21 protein-coding genes are annotated in these 24,727 nt (G+C 70.4%); 11 read left to right on the forward strand and 10 right to left on the reverse strand.

What is annotated here, in order from left to right:
* Positions 1-25: 25 nt before the first annotated feature.
* The 3 genes from recC to recD are packed head-to-tail and all read left to right on the forward strand — an operon-like array spanning position 26 to position 8,339.
* Complete coding sequence (gene recC, locus ADBZ9K_RS23720; RefSeq protein ID WP_526624706.1) at positions 26-3,292, forward strand: exodeoxyribonuclease V subunit gamma; 3,267 nt, start codon at positions 26-28, stop codon at positions 3,290-3,292.
* A complete protein-coding gene (gene recB, locus ADBZ9K_RS23725; RefSeq protein ID WP_526624707.1) occupies positions 3,292-6,609 on the forward strand; it encodes an exodeoxyribonuclease V subunit beta in 3,318 nt (1,105 codons plus the stop codon). The genes recC and recB overlap by 1 nt, the downstream gene beginning before the upstream one ends.
* Positions 6,603-8,339, forward strand: a complete 1,737-nt coding sequence (recD, locus tag ADBZ9K_RS23730; RefSeq protein WP_526625603.1) for an exodeoxyribonuclease V subunit alpha — start codon at positions 6,603-6,605, stop codon at positions 8,337-8,339. Before recB ends, recD begins: the two co-directional genes overlap by 7 nt.
* A gap of 68 nt (positions 8,340-8,407) precedes the next feature.
* Here the strand turns inward: recD and ADBZ9K_RS23735 are convergent, their stop codons facing one another.
* From ADBZ9K_RS23735 to ADBZ9K_RS23750, 4 genes are read right to left on the reverse strand one after another with little or no spacing between them, the layout of a single operon-like run.
* Positions 8,408-9,232 (reverse strand): ABC transporter permease, encoded by an 825-nt coding sequence (locus tag ADBZ9K_RS23735; protein ID WP_526624708.1) that lies wholly within the window; start codon positions 9,230-9,232, stop codon positions 8,408-8,410.
* Positions 9,222-10,031: an ATP-binding cassette domain-containing protein gene (locus ADBZ9K_RS23740; protein WP_526624709.1), complete on the reverse strand. Its 810-nt coding sequence runs from the start codon at positions 10,029-10,031 to the stop codon at positions 9,222-9,224. The genes ADBZ9K_RS23735 and ADBZ9K_RS23740 overlap by 11 nt, the downstream gene beginning before the upstream one ends.
* Positions 10,028-10,480 carry a MarR family winged helix-turn-helix transcriptional regulator gene (locus tag ADBZ9K_RS23745; RefSeq protein ID WP_526624710.1) on the reverse strand — a complete coding sequence of 151 codons (453 nt, stop codon included), beginning with the start codon at positions 10,478-10,480 and terminating at the stop codon, positions 10,028-10,030. The genes ADBZ9K_RS23740 and ADBZ9K_RS23745 overlap by 4 nt, the downstream gene beginning before the upstream one ends.
* 26 nt (positions 10,481-10,506) lie before the next feature.
* A complete protein-coding gene (locus ADBZ9K_RS23750) occupies positions 10,507-11,007 on the reverse strand; it encodes a metallophosphoesterase family protein (RefSeq protein ID WP_526624711.1) in 501 nt (166 codons plus the stop codon).
* A gap of 265 nt (positions 11,008-11,272) precedes the next feature.
* Between ADBZ9K_RS23750 and ADBZ9K_RS23755 the strand changes: the two genes are divergently transcribed.
* Genes ADBZ9K_RS23755 through ADBZ9K_RS23765 form a run of 3 tightly spaced genes read left to right on the forward strand, consistent with a single transcriptional unit; the run spans position 11,273 to position 13,606 of the window.
* On the forward strand, positions 11,273-11,575 hold the full coding sequence (locus ADBZ9K_RS23755; protein ID WP_526624712.1) for a hypothetical protein: 303 nt from the start codon (positions 11,273-11,275) through the stop codon (positions 11,573-11,575).
* A gap of 25 nt (positions 11,576-11,600) precedes the next feature.
* The gene (locus ADBZ9K_RS23760; protein ID WP_526624713.1) at positions 11,601-12,800 is read left to right on the forward strand and encodes a CoA transferase; all 1,200 of its coding nucleotides are present in this window, start codon (positions 11,601-11,603) and stop codon (positions 12,798-12,800) included.
* Positions 12,797-13,606, forward strand: a complete 810-nt coding sequence (locus ADBZ9K_RS23765) for an acyl-CoA thioesterase (protein WP_526624714.1) — start codon at positions 12,797-12,799, stop codon at positions 13,604-13,606. The genes ADBZ9K_RS23760 and ADBZ9K_RS23765 overlap by 4 nt, the downstream gene beginning before the upstream one ends.
* Here the strand turns inward: ADBZ9K_RS23765 and ADBZ9K_RS23770 are convergent.
* Positions 13,576-14,235: a TetR family transcriptional regulator gene (locus ADBZ9K_RS23770; protein WP_526624715.1), complete on the reverse strand. Its 660-nt coding sequence runs from the start codon at positions 14,233-14,235 to the stop codon at positions 13,576-13,578. The two genes, ADBZ9K_RS23765 and ADBZ9K_RS23770, sit on opposite strands and share 31 nt — an antisense overlap.
* Before the next feature lie 10 nt (positions 14,236-14,245).
* The gene (locus ADBZ9K_RS23775) at positions 14,246-15,541 is read right to left on the reverse strand and encodes an acyl-CoA dehydrogenase family protein (RefSeq protein ID WP_526624716.1); all 1,296 of its coding nucleotides are present in this window, start codon (positions 15,539-15,541) and stop codon (positions 14,246-14,248) included.
* Positions 15,542-15,651: 110 nt separating this feature from the next.
* Between ADBZ9K_RS23775 and ADBZ9K_RS23780 the strand changes: the two genes are divergently transcribed.
* The 5 genes from ADBZ9K_RS23780 to ADBZ9K_RS23800 all read left to right on the forward strand — a co-directional run bounded on the left by ADBZ9K_RS23780 (position 15,652) and on the right by ADBZ9K_RS23800 (position 20,170).
* A complete protein-coding gene (locus ADBZ9K_RS23780) occupies positions 15,652-16,503 on the forward strand; it encodes a magnesium transporter MgtE N-terminal domain-containing protein (RefSeq protein ID WP_526624717.1) in 852 nt (283 codons plus the stop codon).
* Positions 16,500-17,738, forward strand: coding sequence for an NRAMP family divalent metal transporter (locus ADBZ9K_RS23785; RefSeq protein WP_526624718.1), 1,239 nt, complete (start codon positions 16,500-16,502; stop codon positions 17,736-17,738). The genes ADBZ9K_RS23780 and ADBZ9K_RS23785 overlap by 4 nt, the downstream gene beginning before the upstream one ends.
* A 120-nt stretch (positions 17,739-17,858) precedes the next feature.
* Complete coding sequence (locus tag ADBZ9K_RS23790; protein ID WP_526624719.1) at positions 17,859-18,659, forward strand: enoyl-CoA hydratase/isomerase family protein; 801 nt, start codon at positions 17,859-17,861, stop codon at positions 18,657-18,659.
* The gene (locus ADBZ9K_RS23795) at positions 18,656-19,555 is read left to right on the forward strand and encodes an SDR family NAD(P)-dependent oxidoreductase (protein ID WP_526624720.1); all 900 of its coding nucleotides are present in this window, start codon (positions 18,656-18,658) and stop codon (positions 19,553-19,555) included. The genes ADBZ9K_RS23790 and ADBZ9K_RS23795 overlap by 4 nt, the downstream gene beginning before the upstream one ends.
* A gap of 9 nt (positions 19,556-19,564) precedes the next feature.
* Entirely contained in the window at positions 19,565-20,170 is a 606-nt protein-coding gene (locus ADBZ9K_RS23800) for a GNAT family N-acetyltransferase (RefSeq protein WP_526624721.1), read from the forward strand.
* Between the two features lie 195 nt (positions 20,171-20,365).
* On the opposite strand, the gene glgX is transcribed toward ADBZ9K_RS23800, so the two are convergent.
* The 4 genes from glgX to ADBZ9K_RS23820 all read right to left on the reverse strand — a co-directional run bounded on the left by glgX (position 20,366) and on the right by ADBZ9K_RS23820 (position 24,709).
* Positions 20,366-22,498 (reverse strand): glycogen debranching protein GlgX, encoded by a 2,133-nt coding sequence (gene glgX / locus ADBZ9K_RS23805; RefSeq protein ID WP_526624722.1) that lies wholly within the window; start codon positions 22,496-22,498, stop codon positions 20,366-20,368.
* A 111-nt stretch (positions 22,499-22,609) separates the two neighbouring features.
* Complete coding sequence (locus ADBZ9K_RS23810; RefSeq protein ID WP_526624723.1) at positions 22,610-23,038, reverse strand: hypothetical protein; 429 nt, start codon at positions 23,036-23,038, stop codon at positions 22,610-22,612.
* On the reverse strand, positions 23,035-23,781 hold the full coding sequence (locus ADBZ9K_RS23815) for a pyrimidine reductase family protein (protein ID WP_526624724.1): 747 nt from the start codon (positions 23,779-23,781) through the stop codon (positions 23,035-23,037). The genes ADBZ9K_RS23810 and ADBZ9K_RS23815 overlap by 4 nt, the downstream gene beginning before the upstream one ends.
* Before the next feature lie 46 nt (positions 23,782-23,827).
* Positions 23,828-24,709, reverse strand: a complete 882-nt coding sequence (locus ADBZ9K_RS23820) for a DUF4344 domain-containing metallopeptidase (RefSeq protein WP_526625604.1) — start codon at positions 24,707-24,709, stop codon at positions 23,828-23,830.
* Positions 24,710-24,727: the final 18 nt, after the last annotated feature.

The following is a 24,727-nucleotide window of genomic DNA, read 5'->3' on the forward strand; positions in this document are numbered from 1 at the left end:
GGCGCGGCCGTCTACGGTTATGCCGATGGCTCTGCACCTACACCGCGCCGAGCGAACCGACCTGCTCGCCGATGGCCTCGGCGCACTGCTGGCCACCCCACAACCCGACCCGTTCGCCGAGGAGCTGGTCGTGGTGCCGGCCCGCGGGGTGGAACGCTGGCTCAGCCAGCGACTCTCGCACCGGCTGGGCCGCGGCGACGGCGGCGACGGCGTGTGCGCGGGCGTGTCGTTCCGGTCGCCGGCCTCGCTGATCGCCGAGATCGCCGGGACCAGCCAGGACGACCCGTGGTCGGCCGACGCGATGGCCTGGCCGCTGCTCGCGGTCATCGACGCCAGCCTCGACGAACCGTGGTGCCGCACGCTGGCCACCCATCTCGGCCACTTCGTGGCCGGCGAGGAGAAGGAACTGCGCCAGGGCCGGCGCTATGCGGTCGCTCGCCGGCTGGCCGGGCTGTTCGCCTCCTACGCCCGGCAGCGGCCGCACCTGCTGACCGCCTGGCTCGACGGCGACGTCGACGGCCTGGACGCCGACCTGCGCTGGCAGCCGCACCTGTGGTGCGCCCTGGTCGACCTCATGGCGCTGGACCCCCCGCCGGTTCGTCATGCGAAAACCGTTGCGCAACTGCGCGAATCGGGCGCGGATCTGCCGGCGCGGCTGTCGTTGTTCGGGCACACCCGGCTGCCGGGCACCGACATCGAGCTCATCGAGGCGCTGGCCTGCCACCACGAGGTCCACCTGTGGCTGCCGCACCCGAGCGCCGAGCTGTGGACCGCGCTGACGCAGTTGCGCGGCCCGATCCCGCGCCGCCAGGACACTAGCCACCGGTTCGCCGGCCACCCACTGCTGGCCACCCTGGGTCGCGACCTGCGTGAGCTGCAACGAAGCCTGCCCGCCGCGGTGGCCACCGACGAGTTCCTTGGTGGGGCCGCCCGGCCCGACACGCTGCTGGGCTGGCTGCAGTCCGACATCGCCGCCAATGCCGCACGGCCACAGGGCCGTTCGCACCGGCCCGACGACCGCTCGGTGCAGGTGCACAGCTGCCACGGGCCGGCCCGGCAGGTCGACGTGTTGCGTGAGGTCCTGCTCGGCCTGCTGGCCGAGGACCGCTCGCTGGAACCGCGCGACATCCTGGTCATGTGCCCCGACATCGAAACCTACGCACCGCTGATCGTCGCCGACTTCGGGCTCGGTGACGTCGTCCCCGGTGCCCATCCCGCCCATCAGCTGCGGGTCCGGCTGGCCGATCGCGCGTTGATCCAGACCAACCCGCTGTTGGGGGTGGCCGCCAAACTGCTGACCCTGGCCGGCAGCCGGGTGACCGCGACCGAGGTCCTCGACTTCGCCCATCTCGAGCCGGTCCGGTCCCGGTTCGGCTTCACCGACGACGACCTGGAGACCATCACCCGCTGGGTGCAGCAGGCCAACATCCGGTGGGGGTTCGACCAGCAGCACCGGGAGCCCTACGGCATTCCGTTCATCCAGAACACCTGGCGCTTCGGCCTGGACCGGGTGCTGGCCGGGGTGGCCATGTCCGACGACTCGAAGGACTGGCTCGATGTCACGCTGCCCCTCGACGATGTGGGCAGCAACAGCGTGGAACTGGCCGGGCGCCTCGCCGAGTACGTGGGACGGCTGCAGCGCGTGGTCGATTCGCTCGGCGGAGTCAAGCCGTTGACACTGTGGCTGGCCGCGCTGCAGGAGGCGGTGGCCCTGCTGACGGTCACCGCCGGCGACGACGCCTGGCAGACCAGCCAGCTGCAGCGCGAGTTCGGAGACGTGCAGCAGAGCGCCGGTCCGCGGGCCGGCACCGAGATGCGGTTGCCCGACGTCACCGCGCTGCTGGGCCGGCACCTGGCCGGTCGCCCCACCCGGGCCAACTTCCGCACCGGCACCCTCACGGTGTGCACGATGGTGCCGATGCGGTCGGTGCCGCACCGGGTGGTGTGCCTGGTCGGGCTCGACGACACCGTCTTCCCGAGGATCGGGGTGGTCGACGGGGACGACGCGCTGGCCCGCGACCCGATGACCGGCGAACGCGACATCCGCTCCGAGGACCGTCAGCTACTGCTCGACGCGATCTGCGCCGCCGGCGAAAAGCTCGTCGTCACCTACACCGGCGCCAACGAGTACTCCGGCCAGCCCCGCCCGCCCGCGGTGCCGCTGGCCGAGCTGCTCGATGCCCTGGATCGCACCACCGCCGCGCCGGTGCACGAGCAGATCGTCGTCCGGCATCCGTTGCAGCCCTTCGATGTTCGCAACGTCACCCCGGGTGCTCTCGGCGTGCCCGGCGAGCCGTTCACCTTCGATGCCGGGGTGCTGGGCTCGGCGGGCATCACCGGCGGCCGGCGCCGCGAGCAGCCCGACCTGCTGGCCCGCCCGCTGGACCCGCCCGCCCCCGACGACGTGGCCCTGAGCGATCTGATGAAGTTCTTCGCCAACCCGGTCAAGGGGTTCTTCACCGCGCTCGACCTGACGCTGCCTTGGGAGGTGGAGGGGGTCGAGGACGGCATGCCGGTCGAGATCGACGGCCTGCAGGAGTGGACGGTGGGCCAACGTCTGCTCACCGACATGCTGGCCGGAATGGACCCCGGGCGCGCCGGGCAGGCCGAATGGCGTCGCGGGGCGTTACCGCCGGGTCGGCTGGGCTGGCGCAAGGCCGGCGAAATCCGGGACCAGGCAGCCGAACTGGCCCGGGCGGCGCTGGCTCACCGGGTCGGCACGCCACGGGCCTACGACATCGACGTCGACCTGGGAGGCGGCCGCCGGCTGACCGGCACGGTGTCCGGGATATACGGCACCCGGTTGGTGGAGGTGACCTACTCGAAGCTCGACGCCCCGCACCTGCTGAGGGCCTGGATCCCGATGGTTGCCCTGGCGGCGGCGCATCCCGGAACGTGGTCGGGGGTGTGCATCGGGCGCCAGCGCAGGCGGACGGCGGTGGCCGAGCGGGTGGTAGGCCCCCCGCTGCAGGACCCGCTCGGGGTGCTGCGCGACCTGGTCGCCATCTACGATGCGGGACGTCGCGAGCCGATTCCCCTGCCGATCAGGACTTCTCACGCCTGGGCCGCGGCGCGACGCAGCCGCCAGGACCCGAGAAGCGAGGCCTCGTCGAAGTGGCGATATGAGCGCGACGACCGGGCGATCGAACGGGTCTGGGGCCGCGAACCGGACCTGGAAAAACTGTTGACCGCGCCGCGCCCCGGTGAGGAAGTCGACGGCGAGACGACCCGGCTCGGCGCCTACGCCGTGCGGCTGTGGGCACCGCTGCTGGACGCCGAGGATGGCGCCTGATGCATGAATTCGACCTGCTGGGGCCGCTTCCCGGCGAACGATCGACCACCGTCCTGGAAGCCAGCGCCGGTACCGGCAAGACGTTCACGCTGGCCGGGCTGGTGACCCGCTACGTCGCCGAAGGCATCGCCGGCCTGGACCAGATGCTGTTGATCACCTTCAGTCGGGCCGCCACCCAGGAGTTGCGCGAGCGCGTGCGGCACGCGCTGCAGGACGCCCTGACCGCATTCGATAACCCGGACCTGGCCGAGGGCAACCGGGTTTTGGCCGCGCTGATCACCGGCGACGCAACCGAATTGGACGAACGTCGGCGGCGGCTGCGCGATGCGCTGGCCGGCTTCGACGCCGCGACCATCGCGACCACCCACCAGTTCTGCCATCTGGTGTTGAAATCCCTTGGTGTCGCCGGTGATACCGACTCCGGTGTGACCCTGGCCGAGAGCCTGGACGACCTGGTCGCCGAAATCGTGGACGACCTGTACCTGCGGCATTTCGGGCAGGACCGTGACGCGCCGCCGATCACCCGCACCGAGGCGCTCAAACTCGCCCGCGAAGTCGTCGCCAACCCGGGCACCCAACTGCGTCCCCTCGACGCGGCCGCCGGTTCCCAACCGGCCGTGCGGGTCGGGTTCGCCAATGACGTTCTGGCAGAACTGGAAAGACGTAAGCGGCGGCGCGGCATCCTGAGCTACGACGATCTGCTCAGCCGCCTGGCCGACGCACTGGAACCGGCCGGCGGCGCTGAACCGGCCGAGTCGTGGGCCGCCACGCGCATGCACCGGCGGTGGTCGGTGGTGATGGTCGACGAGTTCCAGGACACCGACCCGGTGCAGTGGCAGGTCATCGAGCGGGCCTTCAGCGGCCACTCCACCCTGATCCTGATCGGCGATCCCAAGCAGGCCATCTATGCCTTCCGCGGCGGCGACATCGTCACCTACCTGCACGCCGCCAAGACCGCCGGTGAGCGTCGCACACTGGGCATCAACTGGCGCAGTGACTCGGTGCTGGTCGATCGCCTGCAGACGGTGCTGCGCGGCGCCGAGCTCGGCGACCCCGACATCAAGGTCCTCGACGTGCACGCCCACCATCAGGGCCACCGGCTGGCGGGTGCCCCCCACAACGACCCGTTCCGGCTGCGGGTGGTGTCCCGGGAGACGTTCGGGCAGCGCGGAACCCGCACCATCAAGATGGACGCTCTGCGGTCCCACATCGCCAAGGATCTGGCCGCCGACGTGGCCGCGCTGCTGGCCAGTGCGGCCACCTTCGACGGTCAACCGCTGGGCGCCCATCAGATCGCCGTCATCACCGAGAGCCACGCCGACGCGCGGGCCTGCTTCGACGCGCTGGTGCAGGCCGGGGTGCCGGCGGTGTACACCGGCGACACCGACGTCCTCAAATCGCAGGCCGCCGACGACTGGCTCAGCCTGCTGGAGGCCTTCGACCAGTTGCACCGCCCAGGGCTGGTGCGCGCCGCGGCCACGACGATGTTCTTCGGCAACACCGCCGAGGATCTGGCCCACGGTGGTGACGAGCTGACCGACCGGGTCGCCGACACGTTGCGGCAGTGGGCCGACCACGCCCGGGAAGCGGGTGTGGCGGCGGTCTTCGAGGCGGCGCAGCTGGCCGGGATGGGAAAACGCGTGCTGTCCTGGGCCGGCGGGGAGCGCAACATGACCGACCTCGCCCACGTCACCCAGCTGCTGCACGACGTCGCACACCGGGAACGGTTCAGCCTGACCGCGTTACGTGACTGGCTGCGCACCCAGCGCGAGGAGCGCACCGGGGCGGCGGAACGCAACCGGCGCCTGGACAGCGACGCGGCGGCGGTGCAGATCATGACGGTGTGGGTGAGCAAGGGCCTGCAGTTCCCGATCGTGTACCTGCCCTTCACGTTCAACCGGTACGTGCGCACCGACGACCTGGTCCGCTTCCACGACGGGGACAGTCGCTGCCTGCACGTCGGCGGCGCGCAGAGCGCCGATCTGGCGCGCGTGCAGGCGTTGGGCAGGCGGGAGGCCGCCGGGGAGGAGACCCGGCTGGCCTACGTCGCGATGACTCGGGCGCAGTCCCAGCTGGTGGCGTGGTGGGCACCGTCCTGGGACGAACCCAACGGGGGGTTGTCGCGGTTGCTGCGCGGCCGCCGCCCGGGGCAGACAGTCGTCCCGGACCGCTGTGATCCCGAACGGGTCGACGATCCCGAGGCGGTGGCCCTGCTGCGGGAATGGGAGACCGCGGGCGGCCCGGTGCTGGAGGAGTCCATCATCGCCGCGCCGACCCAGCTAGCGGTGCCCGCACCACGAAATGATCTCAGTGTGAGGCACTTTCACCGCGGAATCGACACCACTTGGCGGCGCACCTCCTACTCGGGCCTGATCCGCGCCGCGGGCTCCGCCGGGGTGAGCAGCGAACCCGAAGTGGTTCGGCTCGACGACGAGGTCGCCGAGATCGCGGTGACGGCCCCGCCGGCCGGCGCCGACCTGCCCTCGCCGATGGCCGATCTGCCGACCGGCGCCACGTTCGGCACCCTGGTGCACGCCGTCCTGGAGACCGCCGACCCGCTGGCGGCCGACCTGGCCGCCGAACTGCGGACCCAGATCGAACGCCACGCGGTGTGGTGGCCCGTAGACGTTCCCGCCGGCCAGCTGGCCGAGGCGCTGGTACCCATGCACGACACGCCGCTGGGGCCGCTGGCCGACGGCCGCACCCTGCGCCAGATCGGGCTGCGGGACCGGTTGCGCGAGATGGACTTCGAGTTCCCCCTCGACGGCGGTGATCGGCGGCGGACGGGCCCGGAGATCCGGCTGGCCGACGTCGGTCGCCTGCTGCCCAAGCACCTCCCAGCCGACGACCCGTTGGCCTCCTACGCCGACCGGCTGACCGGCGGAAGCCTCGGCGGCCAGTCGCTGCGGGGGTATCTGTCCGGGTCGGTCGACGCGGTGCTGCGGGTGCCCGACCGCGACGGGCACCGCTATCTGGTGGTCGACTACAAGACCAACTGGCTCGGCGAGTCGGACCGCCCGCTGAGCGCCGCCGACTACGACCGCGCCCGCATGGTCGAGGCGATGCTGCACTCCGACTACCCGCTGCAGGCATTGCTGTACAGCGTTGTGCTGCACCGGTTTCTACGCTGGCGCCACCCCGGCTACCAGCCCAGTCGGCAGCTGGGCGGGGTGCTGTATCTGTTCGTCCGCGGTATGTGCGGTCCGCAGACCCCGACCGTCGACGACACCCCGGCCGGGGTATTCAGCTGGCGGCCGCCGGCGGCGCTGGTGGTCGAGATGTCCGAGCTGCTCGACGGCAGGGCGGTGGCATTGTGAGCGTGGACGTGGACGCCGCGGACTGGCGCCGGTGCACCGCCGCCACCGGGCTGCTGCAGATCTTCAACGCGGCGGGCGTCATCGAATCCGGTGATGTGCTTGTCGCGCAACGGCTCACCACCCTGGCCAAGGAGCCCGACGAGCGGGTGGCACTGGCCATCGCGTTCGTGGTGCGCGCGGTGCGCGGCGGGTCGGTCTGCGTGGAATTGGCGTCGGTAGCCACCCAGATCGACATGGCCGAATTGCCCTGGCCGGAGCCCGGACCGTGGCTGACCGCCGTCGCGGCCAGCCCGCTGCTGTCCTCACCCGCGGTGCTGCACCTGGAGGAGGGCCTGCTCTACTTTGACCGCTATTGGCTCGAGGAGCGTCAGGTCGCCGGCGACGTGCTGGCCCTGGCGCACCCCCGTCCCCAGCGCCAATCGCCCGATATTGCAAGGCTTTTCCCGGCCGGGTACGACGAGCAGCGCCGGGTCGCCGAGGTGGCGCTGTCGCACGGGCTCACGGTGCTGACCGGCGGTCCCGGCACCGGCAAGACCACCACCGTCGCCCGGCTGCTGGCGTTGCTGGCCGAGCAGGCCGAGTTGGACGGCAAGCCGCAGCTGCGGATCGCGCTGGCCGCCCCGACCGGCAAGGCGGCCGCCCGGTTGCAGGAGGCGGTGCAGGCCGAAGTCGGCGAGTTGGAACCCGCCGACAGCGCGCGGCTGGCCGGGCTGCGCGCCACCACGCTGCACCGGCTGCTGGGGCCCCGCCACGACACGTCGTCGCGGTTCCGCCACCACCGGCTCAACCGGTTGCCGCACGATGTGATCGTCGTCGACGAGACCTCGATGGTCTCGCTGACGATGATGGCCCGGCTGGTGGAGGCGGTACGCCCGGACGCGCGGCTGCTGCTGGTCGGCGATCCCGATCAGCTGGCCTCGGTCGAGGCCGGCGCGGTGTTGGCCGATCTGGTGGAGGGCCTCAGTGCGCGGGCCAACAGCCCGGTCGCCAAGCTGGTCCGGTCGCACCGGTTCGGGGCCTCCATCGGGGCCCTGGCGCTGGCCATCCGGGTCGGCGACACCAACCGCGCCATCGACGTGCTCAACGCCGGCGGTGAGCACATCGAATGGGTGGACACCGACGAGCCGGCCGCGATCCTGCGCGGTGTCCTTGTGCCGCACGCCCTTCGGCTGCGCGAAGCGGCGGTGCTGGGCGACGGGCCGGCCGCACTGGCCACGCTGGAGGAACACCGGCTGCTGTGCGCACACCGGCACGGTCCGCACGGCGTGACGTACTGGAACCGCCAGGTCGAACGGTGGCTGGCCGAGGAGACGGACGCGCCGAACTGGGCCTCGTGGTACGTCGGTCGGCCGCTGCTAGTGACCGCCAACGACTACGGACTGCGGCTCTACAACGGCGACACCGGGGTGACGGTGCTGCGCGACGGTGTGCTGCGGGCGGTGATGGCAGGGGCCGGCGGCCCGGTCGAGTTCGCCACCGGCCGGCTGGCCGATATCGAGACCATGCACGCGATGACCATCCACAAGAGCCAGGGCAGCCAGGCCGCCGAGATCACCGTGCTGCTGCCGCCCGAAGACTCCCGGCTGCTGACCCGCGAGCTGCTCTATACCGCGATCACCCGGGCCCAGACCAAGGTGCGGGTGGTGGGTTCGGCCGCGCAGCTGGGTGCCGCGGTGGCGCACCGGGCGGTGCGGGCCACCGGGCTGAGCCGCCGGCTGCGCGAGGACTGAGCGCCGAGGGTAACGCCACGGCGAGAAATCGCCCGGAGGACCGCCATGGCGTTACGGTCGCCGACGGTTCATCGGACCAGCCGGCGCAGCAGCGCCGACGCCGAGGCGATGCCGAGCACGGCGGCCACCACCAGCACGCCCAGATCCAGCCACGGATGCGCCGACGGGATGCCGACCAGCAGCAGCCGCAGTGAATCCACTTCGTAGCTCAGTGGATTCACCCGGGACAGCCAGCGCAGCCACTCCGGCATGACCGCCACCGGGTAGAGCGCGTTGGAGGCGAAGAACAACGGCATGGTGATCGCCTGCCCGATGCCCATCAGCCGATCCCGGTTGCTCACCAGCCCGGCCAGCGTCATCGACAGGCACGCGAAGAACGCCGAACCGAGCATCACCACGCCCATCGCGGCCAGCACCCGTAGCGGGTTGTAGGTCATCTGGATGCCCATCAGGTAGGCCAGCGCCAGGACGCCGACCACCTGGGCCATCGAGCGCACGCCGGCCGCGAACGCCTTGCCGGTGACCAGTGCCGGTGCCGGGGCGGGGGTGACCATCAGCTTGGCCAGGATGCCGGCGTCGCGATCCCAGATGATCTGGATGCCGTAGAAGATCGAGATGAACAGCGCCGACTGGGCGATGATGCCCGGCGCCAGGAACGCCAGGTAGGGCACCGAACCGGTGTCGATGACGTGCAACCGGTTGAACGTGGTGCCGAAGATCAACAACCACAACGCGGGCTGCACCATCCGGGTGAACAGTTCGGTGCGGTCGTGGCGCAGCTTCTGCAGCTCCACCCAGGCAAACGTCTCCATCCGGGCCACCATCCGCGGCACCCGCCGCCAGCCGCGGGGGGCCCGCAGCAGCCGGGCCGGGGCCGCCGACTCAACCGGCATTGCGCGCCGCCTTGCGCCCGGACCGGATCTCACCGAGCCCGGCATGGGCGGTCGCCTCGTCGAGCCCGGACCCGGCGTAATGCCGGAAGACGTCCTCCAGGCTGGCCTGCGGTCCCACCTCGGACTTCAGCTCGGCCGGGGTGCCGACCGCCCGCAACCGGCCGTGGTGCATCAGGGCGACCCGGTCACACAGCACATCGGCCTCCTCCATGTAGTGGGTGGTCAGCAGCACGGTCATGCCGAATTCCTGCTGCATGCTCGTGACCTGTGACCACACCCCGTCGCGGGCAATGGGATCCAGCCCGACGGTGGGTTCATCCAGGATCAGCAGCGACGGCTGGTTGACCAGCGCCTGGGCCAGTTCGAGGCGGCGCACCATGCCGCCGGAGTAGGTACCGGCCAGCCGGTCGGCGACGTCGAGCAACTGCATCGACTCAAGGGCGTCGCGCACCCGTTGCTTGCGTTGGGTGCGGGGCACGTCGTAGAGCCGGGCGAACCACTCCACGTTCTGCCGGCCGGTCAGTGCCGGCTCGATCGAAAGTTGTTGCGGCACATAGCCCAAGTTGTAGCGGATGTCCATGGTGTCGCGGCGGGCGTCGAGCCCGAAGATGCGCACCTGGCCCTGCTGGATCGGGGTCAGGGTGGTCAGCAGCCGCACGACGGTGGTCTTGCCCGCGCCGTTGGGGCCCAGCAGGCCAAGGGTTTCGCCGGTCTGCACCTGCAGGGTGAGATCGTCGACGGCAGTGAAATCGCCGTAGCGGTGGGTCAGGTTGCGGCAATCGATGGCCGGTGCGGTCATGGGCGTTTCTCCTGCAGCTTCACGGTGATCTCGGCAAGGACTCGCAGGCCCTCGACCAGGGCCCGGGTGTCGTCGGCGTCGAGTTCATCGAGCACCTCGGCCACCGCGGCCCGGCGGGCGGCGCGGGAGGTGTCGGCGAGCCGCTGCGCCGGTGCGGTGAGCGCCAGCCGGCCCACCCGGCGGTCGTCCGGGTCGGCGGTGCGGGTCAGCAGCCCCTCGGCCGACAGCTTGGACACCAGGGTGGAGGCGGTGTTGGCGGCAAGTCCGAGCTCGGCGGCGGCCGCGCTGACCGAGATGCCGGGCTGTCGGGCGACCAGGCGCACCAGCTCGGCCTGCGACTCGGTGAGTCCGGAGATGCCGAACGGCCGACCGCTGCTTCGCCGCACGGTCCGGCGGAAGCGGCCGACGGTGCTCAGCAGGTCGGTGATCAGGTCGGTGCGGGTGTCCACCCCACCACATTAGCTCTGTAACAGAGCTAATGCCGGCCGATCTGGTGGACCAGGACATCGGCGAGCACGCCGGCCCGGGTGCTGGCCGTCATATAGGTGCAAAACGGCTGTCGCCGCCGATCGGTCGGGGAGCCGGGGTTGAGCAGTCGCAGCCCCGTCCGGGCGGTGGTGTCCCACGGGATGTGGCTGTGCCCGAACACCAGCACGTCGGTATGCGGATAGCGCGCAGCCATCCGCGCTTCCCGGCCGGATGCCGTGCCGGTCTCATGCACGACGGTGAAGCGCAGCCCGTCCAGGGCCACGTCGGCGCATTCGGGCAGCCGCGAGCGCAGATCCGGGCCGTCATTGTTACCCCAGCAGGCCACCAGACGGTTCGACCGCTCGTTGAGTTCGTCGAGCAGATCGACCTCCACCCAGTCCCCGGCGTGGATCACCACGTCGGCCCGCTCGACCTCCTGCCAGACCTGGGCCGGCAGGTCCCGTGCGCGTTTGGGGATGTGCGTGTCGGCGAGCAACAGCAGGCGCATAGGCCGATCCTCTCACCGGCCTCCGCGCTCGCCGCGGGCCTCGGCGGCGGTTTCCCCGGTGTCCATTGCGTCATCGGAGGTGGCCGCACCGACGTAGGTCCCGCGCTCGCCGTCCGTGCCGGCGCGCGACGTGCGGGTCGGCTTCGACGTCTTCTTCGCTGCGGTCGTCGGTGGGATTCGTCATGCGGTGGGGCTACCCGGTGACCACGGACCTGAACCGCCACCATCGATTTCCCAAGTCGGCCTACTGTGGGAGAAGAGGTGAATGATGTCGACCAATGATGTCGAGAAGCGCTGGCACGACCCGGAAGGGTTCCGCGCGGCGGTGACCTACGTCGTCGCCGTCGTTGCGGTGGCCGGCGTGGCGCTGGCGGCGACCGCGATCTGGCATTCGCGGATCGCCGGCATCCTGGTCCCGGTGATCCTGTTCGCCGGTGGAGTGGGCGCGCTGGTGCGGACCTACCAGGTTTGGCGCGCCGAGGGCGTGTGGCCGATCTGGCAGGGCGCGGCCTGGTTCCTGCTGGCCCTGACGCTGGTCTGCCTGGGAGTGCCCGTGGCCGTGTGGTGACCGCTGCGTTCGCCATACTCGTCGGGTGAGCGCATCATCTGACCTGCCGCTGTCCGGTGTCCGAATCATCGAGATCTCCAGCTTCGTGGCCGTGCCGCTGGCCGGGATGACGTTGGCACAGCTGGGTGCCGAAGTGATCAGGGTCGACCCCGTCGGCGGGGCGGCCGACTACCACCGCTGGCCGCTGACCGAGGACGGCGACAGCATCTACTGGGCGGGCCTGAACAAGGGCAAACGATCGGTGGCCGCCGACATGCGCGCCCCCGAGGGGCAGCAGCTGGTCGCCCGCCTGATCACCGACGCCGGTGTGCTCATCACCAATGTTGCTGGGCGGCAGTGGCATTCCTACGAAACTCTGAGCGCCCAGCGTCCCGATCTGATCCACCTGGAGGTGGTCGGTCGCGGCGACGGGACGACCGGCGTGGACTACACGGTGAACGCGGCCACCGGATTCCCGCTGCTGACCGGGCCACCCGAGCACAGCGGACCGGTCAACCACGTGCTGCCCGCCTGGGATGTCAGCTGTGGGCTGTACGCCGCGCTGGCGATCCTGGTCGCGCTGCGTCGCCGCGATGCCGGCGGTGCCGGCAGCCGCATCCGGCTGCCGCTCGACGACGTCGCGCTGGCCACCGCGGCCAACCTGGGGTTCCTCACCGAGCCCATGGTCACCGGTGCGCAGCGGCCGCGGCTGGGCAACGCCATCTACGGCCAGTACGGGCAGAACTTCACCAGCAGCGACGGGGCGTCGTTCATGGTGGTCGCGCTCACCGGCCGGCACTTCCGCGACCTGTCCGAACTCACGGGCACGACGAAAGCCGTTGCCGCCGTTGCCGAAGCGCTCGGCGCGGACTTCTCCAACGAGGGCCAGCGCTACGAGCATCGCGCGGTACTGACCGGACTGTTCGCGCCGTGGTTCCGAAGCCACACCGCCGACGAGGTGAGTGCGGCGCTCTCGGCGAGTTCGGTGCTGTGGGAGCGTTACCTGGACTTTTCCGAAGTCGCCGAACATCCGCGGGTGACCGACAATCCGTTGTTCAGTCTGCTGGAGCAGCCCCGGATCGGCAGCTACCTGGCGCCGGGTCTGCCGATGTCGGTCGACGGCGCCCACATCGCGCCGCGGCCGGCACCGGCACTCGGCGATGACACCGCCGCCGTCCTCGGCGAACTCGGCATGGCACCCGAGGAGATCACCGGTCTGGTCCAATCCGGCACGGTGACAACGTGACTCACGTCCTGGCCGGCCTGCTCGAGGTCGACGCCGACCCTGACACCGCGGACGCGTTCACCGGAAAGCCCGCCGGCCCACCGGACAAGCGCGCCTACGGCGGGCAGCTGGCCGCCCAGGCCCTGGCCGCGGCGTGCCACACCGTCCCCGGCGGGCTGGCCCCGACCAGCCTGCACGTGCAGTTCCTGCGCGGTGGTGACGCTGGCGCACCGGTGCGCTACGACGTCGAGCGGGTCTACGACGGACGCACCACGGCGTCGCGTCGGGTGCTCGCCGGTCAGGAGGGCCGGCTGCTGGTGACCGCGACGGCGTCGTTCTCGATCCCGGCGAACGGTCCCGAACACGCCCAACATGCCACGGCGGCAGGCGATCCCGAGCAGCTGCCGGCCAATGGTCCGGTCGGGCCGGCGCCGTCGCTGCCGCTCGACGAGATCGATATCCGCACCGATGACCAGGGCAGCGCGGGCGATTTCGTCCGGCGGCTGTGGTGGCGGGTCACCGGTGCGCTGGCCGACGATCCGCGACTGCACGCGTGCGCCGCGGTCTACGTCACCGACATCTACGGCATCGACCCGGTGCTGGCTGTGCACGGCCACTCGATGACCGACCGCAGCCACCGAACCGCCACCACCGATTCGTCGATCTGGTTTCATCGGCCCATCCGGGCCGATCAGTGGAATCTGCTGGAATCGCGCTCACCGGCGGCGGGGCGCGGGCGGGGGCTGGTCACGCTGGACCTCTACGACGCCGACCTGATACGCAGTGCCACCCTGGTTCAGGAGGGCTTGGCGATCGAGCGGGACTGACGGCGCGCCTGGCGCTCCCCGGCCAGCGCCCGGGTCTCCTCCGACAGCGGCGCCGTCAGCATCGCGGCCACGGTGTCGATCAGATGGCTGGTGAACAACCGGTCGTCGGCGTGCGGCGCGGTCGCCGCCCGGCGGCCCAGCTCCACCGCGGTGTATACCAGCGCCCCCAGCCGCGGATGCAGCGTGGCGGCCACCGGATCCAGCATCGGCTCGACCAGCCGGCGCCAGCGCTGCAGGCTGCTCGATCGCCCGCCGGTGAAGTCGAACGCGGGCACCGGGCGGTTGAGCAGGTCGGCGTGGATACGCAGGAACGCCGGGCCGCCGTCCTGATCGGCGAGCTTGGCGGCCAGCGGGCGGACCAGGGCCGCGGCCATCGCCCGCATCGAGGGCTCCGGTTCACCCTCCACCGCGTCGAGGAGCGCGTCGCGCCGGGCGTCGATCACCGGCAGGTGCTTGTCGGCGATGGCGGCCAGCACGCCGGGCCGATCGGTGAAGTGATACTGCACCGCCATGACATTGCGGGCGCCGGCCTCCCGGGCGATCTCACGCAGGCTGACCGCGTCCACGCCGCGCTCGGCGAAGAGCCGTTCGGCCGTGGTCACCAGGTTGGCCCGGGTGTCGACGGCCATCACCGTGCCGTCACAGCTCGGCGGCCTCGTGCTCGATCAGCTCGGCGAGCCGGGCCTGGGCCGCGGCCCGCCGGGTCGGGATGTGCTGGGACGGGAACAGGGTGTCGACGGGCTCGTACTCCTTGAGCGTGCGCCGCGCCACGGTCAGCTTGTGCACCTCGGTCGGGCCGTCGGCGATCGCCAGCGACTGGGCGGCGACCATCATCTTCACGAACGGCATCTCATCGGAAACACCAAGGGCCCCATGCAGATGCATGGCGCGCTGCACCACGTCGTGCAGGACCTGGGGCATCGCCACCTTCACCGCCGCGATGTCACGGCGCACCTGCTGGTAGTCGTGGTACTTGTCGATCTTCCAGGCGGTGCGCAACACCAGCAGCCGGAACTGCTCGATCTGGATCCAGCTGTCGGCGATCTTCTCCTGCGTCATCTGATAGTCGCCCAGCGGGCCGCGGCGGGTCTGGCGTGACACCGCCCGCTCGCACATCATGTCGAAAGCCTTGCGCGCCAACGCGATAGTGCGCATGGCGTGGTGCACCCGCCCCCCGCCGAGACGGGTCTGCGCGATCGCGAACGCCTGCCCCTCACCGCCGAGCACGTGATCGGCCGGCACCCGCACGTCGTTGTACCGGATGTAGCCGTGCCCGGCGCGCTCGTCGGACTCACCCCCGACGCCGACGTGCCGAATGACCTCGATACCCGGTGTCTCGGCGGGCACGATGAACAGCGACATCTTCTGGTGCGTGCGGGCTTCGGGATTGGTGACCGCCATGACGATGAAGAAGCTGGCGTTGCGCGCGTTGGACGAGAACCACTTCTCGCCGTTGATCACCCACGAGTCACCGTCGCGCTCGGCGCGGGTGGTGAACAGGCCGGGGTCGGATCCGCCCTGCGGCTCGGTCATCGAGTAGCACGACGAGATCTCGCCATCGAGCAGCGGCTGCAGGTAGCGCTTCTTCTGCTCCTCGGTGCCGAACAGCGCGAGGATCTCGGCGTTGCCCGAGTCCGGCGCCTGCGACCCGAACACCGACGGCGCCCATCGGGAGCGGCCGACGATCTCGTTGAGCAGCGCCAGCTTGACCTGGCCGTAGCCCTGGCCACCCAGCTCGGGGCTCAGGTGCGCCGCCCACAGCCCCTGCTCCCTGACCCGCTGCTGCAGCGGCCGCAGCACGCGCAGCACCTCGGGGTTGGTCTTCTCGTAGGGGTCCAGCGGGGCGAAGTCCAGCGGCTCGAGCTCCTCGCGCATGAATTCCTCGACCCAGTCGAGTTTCTTCTGGTAGTCGGGGTCGGTCTCGAAATCCCACATGGCTTGGTCCTCCTCGGATCCGCAGCATTAAGGCGACCCGACCATAACTTCATGCACCTGCATCAATCAATTGGTGATGCCGTTCCAGCCGGATACGGCATGCTGCGACTGTGCTGTTGCTCAGCCGGATCGCCGGTCAGGTCGTGCTCGGAGCCGACGGCCGAACCATCGGGCGGCTGGCCGACCTGACCGCCGATCTGGTCGAAGAATCCGGCCCGCACCTGGTCGACCGGGTGGTCGTCGCGCGCCGTCGAGCCGGCCGACTGGTGGTCCCCTGGGAGCAGGTGGCCACCCTCGAGCACGGCCGGCTGGTGCTGGCCTGCGATGGCCCCGACACCGAGGTCTACGCCGTCGATGACATCACCGCCGCGCTCGGTGACCGCGAAATTCTGCTCGTGCGTGACGTGCTGGACACCCAGGTCGTCGACGTCGTCGGCCAGCGCCTGGCTCGGGTCGCCGATGTGGTGTTGGCCCGCACGCCCGAGGGGCGGCTCGAACTGATGGGCGTTGACGTGGGATTCAACGGCGTCCTGCGCCGGCTGGGGCTGCCCGCCCTGGAGAAAGCCGGCGCCGACATCGTCGCCTGGTCGGATCTGCACCTGGCCTCCGAACGCGGCCACTCCGTGCAGCTGGCCACACCGCGGGCGGCGGTGCACCGACTCAACCCTCGCGAACTCGCCGGCCTGCTCAGCCGGCTCGACACCGAGTCGGCCACCGAGATTCTGGCCGTGAAGGGGCCCGGCGTCGCCGCCGAGGTCGTGCGTGCCGCCCACCCCGCGGTCGGTGAGCGCGTCCTGCGCGCGATGCCGGAACCGGAGGCCGCCCGGATCGTCGCGGCCATGCCCGCCGAGCACGCCGGCCGCTGGCGCGAGGTGCTCGGGCACGCACCGGCCCTGCTGGGGCGGCAGTTCCTGCGGTCCCGGGTGTGGCCACGCCGCCATCACGGCGTCGGGCCGTCATGAAGAAGCCGGGCCGCGCGGGCACTCGTATCGGCGCACTGCTGGCCGTCGTCGGCCCCGGGTTGCTGGCCGGATTGTCCGACGACGACCCGGCCGGCATCACCACCTACTCGGTTCTGGGCGCCGACCACGGCTACCAGCTGCTGTGGGTGCTGCTGCTGTCCACCGTCGCCCTCGTCGTCTTCCACACCCTGGCCGCCCGGATGGGCGTGGTCACCGGGCAGGGCCTGATCGGGCTGGTCCGCCAGCGCTACGGCGTCGGCATCGGCGGCGCCGTGCTGGCCGCGCTGGTGGTCGCCAACATCGGCACCACGTGTGCCGAATATGCCGGCATTGCAGCGGGATTCGAGCTGTTCGGGATCAGCCGCTACATCAGCGTGCCCGCCGCCGGGGTGATCGTCTCGCTGCTGGTGCTGCGCGGCAGCTTCCATCGTGTCGAACGGTTCCTGCTGCTGCTGTCCACGGTGTTCCTGGCCTACATCGCCTCCGGCTTCCTGGCCAAGCCGGACTGGGGCGCCGCGCTGCACGGCACGGTGGTGCCCACCATGCCGATGACCGGGCAGGCGATCGCGATCGTCACCGCCACGCTGGGTACCACGCTGGCGCCGTGGGGCCTGTCGTTCATGCAGTCCTACGCCGTCGACAAGAAGCTGTGCACCGAGGACCTGCCGCTCGAGCGCGTCGACGTCGTCACCGGCGCGGTGCTGACCGGGGTGATCGGGTTCTTCGTCGTGGTGGCCTGCGCGGCGACCCTGCACCGCGACGGGCGCAGCATCACCGACGCCGCCGATGCCGCCATCGCGCTGCAACCGCTCGCCGGGGAGGCGGCCTCGACACTGTTCGCCGTCGGCCTGATCGGCGCGGCCTTCCTGGCCGCGTCCATCCTGCCGCTGTCCACCGCCTATTCGGTGTGCGAGTACGCCGGCCTGGAGGCCGCGATGGACGACCCCTACCGCGACGCCCGGACCTTCTATATGACCTACGGGATCATCACCTTCATCGGTGCCGCCATCGTCCTGGCGCCCGGGATCCCGCTCGTCACGATCCTGGTGGGCACCCAGGTCCTCAACGCCGTACTGCTGGTGCCGCTGCTGCTGGCGATGATCGGCCTTGGCCGCGACCGGGAGCTGATGGGCCGGTTCGCGATCGGTCGCCGCGCGACGGTCGGCTACGCCGTCACCACCGCGGTGGTCGTGGCGTGCGTCCTCACCCTGGGCGTCACCACCCTCGTCGGCTGACCGCCGCGGCGTTACCGGCAAGCTTCGCCCGCGTCACCGCCTACAGCCTGGCGGGGTTGACTGTGCCGCTGCAGGTCTGAGCCGCGCGGCACCGGCGCTGGCGTGTGCCAAGATCGCTGTGTGAGCCGCGCCACCACCGTCGCCGTCGACCTCGACGACACCGGCGTCGCCGTCCTGACACTGGACGGCCCGGAACGGCTCAATGCCTTCTCCGGTGAGACCGCCCGCTCCCTGAGCGAGGCCTACCGCCGCTGCGACTCCGACGACACTGTGCGCGCCGTGGTGCTCACCGGGGCGGGACGCGCGTTCTGCGCCGGTGCCGACATGTCGGCGGTGGCCGGGGCGTTCGACAGTCCCGGCGACGGGTTCAGCGCCTCCCCGGTCCAACCGCCCGCGTGGCGGGTGCGCAAGCTCGTCATCGCCGCCATCAACGGTCCCGCGATCGGCATCGGCCTGACGCTGGCCCTGCAATGCGACATCCGGCTGGTGGCCCAGGACGCCAAGCTGGCGATCCCGCAGGTCCGCCGGGGCATGATCGGCGACTGCGCGGTGCACTACACACTCAGGCACTGCGTCGGGCTGGCGGTGGCCGCCGACATCCTGCTCACCGGGCGCAGCTTCACCGGCCGCGAAGCTGCCGCGATGGGCATCGCCACCCTGGCCCTGCCGGCCGAGGAGGTGCTGCCCGCCGCGGTGGACCTGGCCCGCGATGTCGCCGTTAACGCCAACCCGGCCTCGGTGGCCTACAGCAAGCGGCTGTTGTGGTCGGGGGCGAACATCGACGCCGTGGCCGCCGAGGAGACTACGGTGCACCACAGATTGATGGGTGGCCCGGACGCGGCCGAAGGGCCGGCCGCCTGGCGGGAGCGGCGGGCGCCGGTGTGGCGGTCCTCGGCCAGCGAGACAGGAGATCCGGCATGACGGCGACCAGTAGCCCGACCACCGCGGACGTGCTCGACGGTGTCGACCTGACCGGCCGCACCGTGGTCGTCACCGGCGCCTCCACGGGACTGGGCCTGCAGACCGCTCGGGCGCTGCAGTCGGCGGGGGCCGAGATCGTGGCCGCGGTGCGCGACGTGGACAAGACCCGCGCGGCCATCGACTGCCAGACGGTGCACCTCGAACTCAGCGACCTGCGCTCGGCGCAGACCGCGGCCGCCGCCATCGCCGCGCGCCTCGACCGGATCGATGTGCTGGTCAACAACGCCGGCGTCATGGCACCCCCGTTGTCGCGCACCGCGCAGGGCTACGAAATGCAGCTCGGCACCAACCACCTCGGCCACTTCGTGTTCACCACCGGCCTGGCCGACCGCTTCGTCGAGGGCACCCGCATCGTCAACCTGAGCAGCCGAGGGCACCTCTACAGCGGCATCCGCTGGGACGACCCCAACTACGACGACGAGTCCGGCTACGACAAATGGCAGGCCTACGGCCAGAGCAAGACCGCCAACGTGCTGTTCACCGTCGAAGCCGAGCGGCGCTGGGGCCCCCGCGGTGTGCATTCCTTCGCGGTCCATCCCGGGGTGGTCTACACCGAGTTGGCCCGGCACATGACCCGCGACGACTTCAGCGGCGGCGGGGCGCTGGCCAACCTCCAGGTAACCGACGTCGAACACGGCGCGGCGACCACGGTGTGGGCGGCCGTCAGCCCCGAACTGACCGGGCTCGGTGGTCTGTATCTGGAGGACTGCCGCATCGCGAGTCCATTCGCCGAGGGCACCGAGGGCGGTTATGCGCCCTGGGCCGTCGACCCCGACCAGGCCGCTCGACTGTGGGACTGGTCGCAGCACCAGGCCGCACTTAATTTGGGTAGCTAATCTGCAGTGGTGTCCATCGACGTCCGTCCCGCCCGCAGGTCGGATATCCCCGCTCTGGCACGGGTGCTGGGCCGAGCCTTCCACGACGATCCGGTGATGGCGTGGGTCCAACCCGACGCCGAACGCCGGAAGGCGGCGCTGCCCGGCCTGTTCGGCGCCCTGGCCCGCCATCACTTCCTGCCCGGACGCGCCACCGAGGTCGCGACGTCCGACGACGGGGTGGCCGCCGCGGCGCTGTGGGACCCGCCCGGACGCTGGCAGCACACATCGCGTGACCAGCTCGCCATGCTGCCCGCCGTCATCCGCGCCTTTCGGGGCCGGCTCGCCGCCGGGCGGCTGCTCACCGACCTGATGAAGGCCCACCATCCCGAGGAACCGCACTGGTATCTGGCGGTCATCGGCACCGACCCGACCGTGCGCGGTGCCGGGCTGGGCCGGGCGTTGATGCAATCCCGGCTCGATCGGTGCGACGCCGAGTACGCGCCCGCGTACCTCGAGTCCAGCAACCCGGTCAATGTGCCGTACTACGAACGATTCGGCTTCGTGGTGACCGGCGAGATCGTCCTGCCCGAGGGCGGGCCCTCGCTCTGGCCGATGTGGCGAACCCCGAGATAGCTGGCAGTCGTCACCGAGGTTCCTGAGGGTTTGCTGGATGCCCCGGGAAATTGTTGAATTCAACTTTGCGAAAAGTGTGTATCCGTCGTTTCCGATTGTGATAATCGGCCAAGGACATCACCTGGACCATGGCGGGTCCCCCGGAGGGGAGGGGATCGGCCATGGTCCCGCCCTTACCGTGAGTGAACCGCAGTGCTACTGCACGGCCTTCAGCACGACCATCGACCGCGACTCGACCCGCATCGGCGTCGCCGCCTTCGCCACCGCCGCCTCCTCGACTTCGCCCGGCCCGGCCGCGGTGTCCACGACCGGCTGCCACGCCTCGCCGAACTCGGCCGGCGGCAGGGTGAACTCGATGGGCTCGTGGTGGGCGTTGAAGCACAGCACGAACGACTCGTCGGTGACGCGCTGCCCGCGAGTGTCCAAGTCGGGAATGCCCTGTCCGTTGAGGTAAACCGCGACCGACTTGCCGAACCCGGAACCCCAGTCCTCGTCGTTCATCTCCGAACCGTCCGGTCGGAACCAGGAGATGTCGGGAAGGCCCTCGCTGCCGCGGCGGCGCACGGGCAGGCCGTCGAAGAAGCGGCGCCGGCGGAACACCGGATGCGCAGCCCGCAGCGCCGAGACCGACGAGGTGAATTCGAGTAGTTCGCGCTCGGCAGCGTCCCAGTCGATCCAGGTGATCTCGTTGTCCTGGCAGTAGCCGTTGTTGTTGCCGCCCTGGGTACGGCCGAGCTCGTCACCGTGGGAGATCATCGGGACGCCCTGGGACAGGATGGTGGTGGCGATCAGGTTGCGCTGCTGACGGGCCCGCAGCGCGTTGATCTCCGGGTCGTCGGTGGGGCCTTCGACGCCGCAGTTCCACGAACTGTTGTTGCTCTCGCCGTCGTTGTTGTCCTCGCCGTTGGCCTCGTTGTGCTTCTCGTTGTAGGACACCAGGTCGGCCAGGGTGAAGCCGTCGTGGGCGGTGACGAAGTTGATCGAGGCGACCGGCCGGCGCGCGGTGTGCTCGTAGAGGTCCGCCGAACCGGTCAGCCGGGACGCGAACTCACCCAGGCTGGCGTCCTCGCCGCGCCAGAAGTCGCGGACGGTGTCGCGGTACTTGCCGTTCCACTCCGTCCACTGCGGCGGGAAGTTACCGACCTGGTATCCACCGGGGCCGACGTCCCACGGTTCGGCGATGAGCTTCACCTGGCTCACGGTCGGATCCTGTTGCACCAGTTCGAAAAACGCGCTCAGCCGGTCGACGTCGTAGAACTCGCGGGCCAGCGTCGCGGCGAGGTCGAAGCGGAAGCCGTCCACGTGCATCTCGGTGACCCAGTACCGCAGCGAGTCCATGATCAGCTGCAGCGAGTGCGGGTGCCCGACGTTGAGGCTGTTGCCGGTCCCGGTGTAGTCCATGTAGTACTTCTTCTCGTCGTCGACGAGCCGGTAGTAGGCGGCGTTGTCGACGCCGCGGAACGACAGCGTCGGGCCCATGTGATTGCCCTCGGCGGTGTGGTTGTAGACCACGTCGAGGATCACCTCGATGCCGGCTTCGTGCAGCGCCCGCACCATCGCCTTGAACTCCTGCACCTGGCCGCCGGGGGTGGAGCTGGCCGAGTACTTGCTGTCGGGGGCGAAGAAGCCGATGGTGTTGTAACCCCAGTAATTGGACAGGCCCTTGTCGATCAACGTCGAGTCGTTGGCGAAGTGGTGCACCGGCATCAGCTCGATTGCGGTGGCCCCCAACGACTTCAGATGTTCGATGATGGCCGGGTGCGAGATCGCCGAGTAGGTGCCGCGCACCGCGTCGGGGATGTCGGGATGGGTCTGGGTCAGGCCTTTGACGTGCGCCTCATAGATGATGCTGTCGGCGTACTCGCGCTGCGGCGGGCGGTCCACGCCCCAGTCGAAGTAGGGGTTGATGACCACAGACTTGGGCATGCTGGCCGCCGAGTCGTCGTCGTTACGGCTGTCTGGGTCGCCGAAGTTGTAGCCGAACAGCGACTGGTCCCAGTCGAAATGCCCGTCGATGGCCTTGGCGTAGGGATCGAGCAGCAGCTTGTTCGGGTTGCACCGGTTGCCCTGCTCGGGCTCGTAGGGGCCGTGCACCCGATATCCGTAGCGCTGGCCCGGCTCGATGCCGGGCAGATAGCCGTGCCAGACGAAGCCGTCCACCTCCGGCAGGGCGATCCGGGTCTCGGTGCCGGCGTCGTCGAACAGACACAGTTCGACCCGCTCGGCCACCTCGGAGAAAAGGGCGAAGTTCGTGCCGAATCCGTCATAGGACGCGCCCAGCGGATAGGCCTTGCCCGGCCATACCTCGTTAGTGGCTGCGTTGGTCACGTGGACTCCCTTGATCGGCGGATTGACTGTGGCGAATACCCCGCAGCGGGCGGTCTCCAACCATCGACGGCCGCGGGTGTGAGGGGAACGACAGTGCAGATCGATGTCGCGTCACGGCGTGGCTTCGTGACCCGGACGCCCGTGGGTGCGTCGGCGCTGCTTCAGCTCGGCCTCGAACACGTGCCGATTGCCGCCCATCAGCCGGTCGCGCACGGCGCGTTCGTGGTCGCGCAGCGGTGACCAGTAGGTGTCGTCGAACTCCTCGACCACCTGGAACGTCCAGCGGCCGTCGAGCACATTGCGCCCGACCATCTCGGTGGCCAGGGTGTCGGCGATGTCGGGGTGGCCGGCGTCGCGCAGCTTGTCGCAGGTGTCGCCGAGCAGCAGGTCGGCGTGGCCCATCAGCTGGTGGAACGAGTACAGGTGGCCGCGGGCCCGCTCGACGTATTCCAGCGCTTCGGACAACGTCCCGACGGCTTGCACGGTGTCGTCGTCGACCCCGTCGGGTCGCCGGCCCAGCAGATCCTCGGCGCCGCTCATGGTGTGCCCTCCTGGTAGCTCCCGGATCCGCCGGGCCGGGTGTATCTGAGGTAGACGTAGTCCTCGACGGTGACGGCATGGCCGAGGGCCAGCCGGGCGGGCACGCGCAGCGCGGGCGCGCCCGGCCGGGCGGAGGCCGGGGCGGCGGCCAGCGTCGGCGAGAGGGTCAGGCACATCTCGTCGACGAGGTCGTTGGCCACCAGCTCGTCGAGCAGGGTAGGTCCGCCCTCGCACAGAACGCGGCGCATGCCGCCGGCGCGCAGCGTCTGCACCGCGGACCGCAGGTCGACCGCGGTGTCACCGGTGACGAGGACGTCGGCGTGCACGCTCAGGTCGGGCCGGGAGTGCGCCAGCCGTGCGGTGGTCACCAGGATGGGCCGCTGGGCGGGATCGGCGAACACCGACGCGGGCAGCCGCCCGGTGTGGGTCACCACCGCGATCGGCGGCGGGGTGTACACCCCCCAGCGGTCCCGCCGTTCGGCCGATTGGGCGGGCGTCAAGCGCACCGGCCCGTAGCCCTCGGCGCGCACCGTGCCGGCCCCGACCAGGATGACGTCGGCGTAGCCGCGCAGGGTGAGCAGCAGGTTCTGGTCGGTGGGGTCGGACAGCGGCCCGGCCACACCGTCGAAGGCGGCCGCGCCGTCCAACGACATGATCATGTTGGCCCGCACGCCGTCGGGCGGGTCGCGGTAGAGCGACACGAGTTCGCGCGGTGCACGGATCTGCTGCACCGGCCGGGTCATGCCCCTCTCTACCCGCGCCGCGGCCCGGCAAAACCGGCCCGCGCCGTTATTTCAGGTAGGGGTCGAGCAGCGTGCCCCAGGCCTTCTCCAGCTGGTCGTACTCCTCTTCGCAGCCGTCGGCGCGGTCCTTGGGGAGCAGCCCGTTGTTGACCAGGTCGGCGCTCTGCCCGGGATCGGCGCCGTAGGCCCAGCATTCGAAGTTGTACATGCGCGCCTTGTCCGGAGAGTGCACGTCGGCCAGCGCGCCGTCGTCGACCTCGCCGCTGGAGGCCTCATACCAGCGAGCGGTATCGCGGATCGCCTCGATGGAATCGGCGTCGATGACGCCCTGCTCGTTGGGCCGGAACAGAAGGTAGGCCGAGGCCTGGTCGGCGACGTCCTCGTTGCGGCCCGTCGCGGGCAGGTCGTAGATGTCGACGACCATGTGACCGGTCTCGTGATAGAACGCCTCCAACTCGGTGTGGAAGGCGGACTTCTCCGGATCGGGGTCGCCGAGTTTGGTGAAGACGTCCACCGAGTTGGCGGCATCCTCGTAACACATGGTGATGGCGTTGTCGCCCGGGCTCCAGAAGTCGTTGGGCTGGCCGCATTGCGATCCCTTGAGCGTGATGTCGTGCGGCAGCTTGAGGGTGCTGTTGATGTCGTCGGCCAGTTGCGGCAGCAGGTTGTTGGTCTCCATGAACTGGCGGCCCGCAACGGCTTCGGGGGTGGTGGCGTCCTCGTAGACCACGGTCATCTTGCCGGGCCACTCGGTGTCGGACGGGTCGGCGTCGGCGCGCCCATTGCCGTTCACGTCGGTGTTGGTGGGTTCGGCCACCGCGACGCTTGCCGTCGAGGCGGTCTCGGACTGGGCCGCCTGCGGCTTGGTGCTGTGACCGCAGCCCGCGGTCAGGACGGCGAATGACAACGCGGCACCGGCCAGGCACATTGGCGGCAGTCTCTTGAT

The organism is Mycobacterium sp., from assembly GCF_965229265.1.
Classification (GTDB): domain Bacteria; phylum Actinomycetota; class Actinomycetes; order Mycobacteriales; family Mycobacteriaceae; genus Mycobacterium.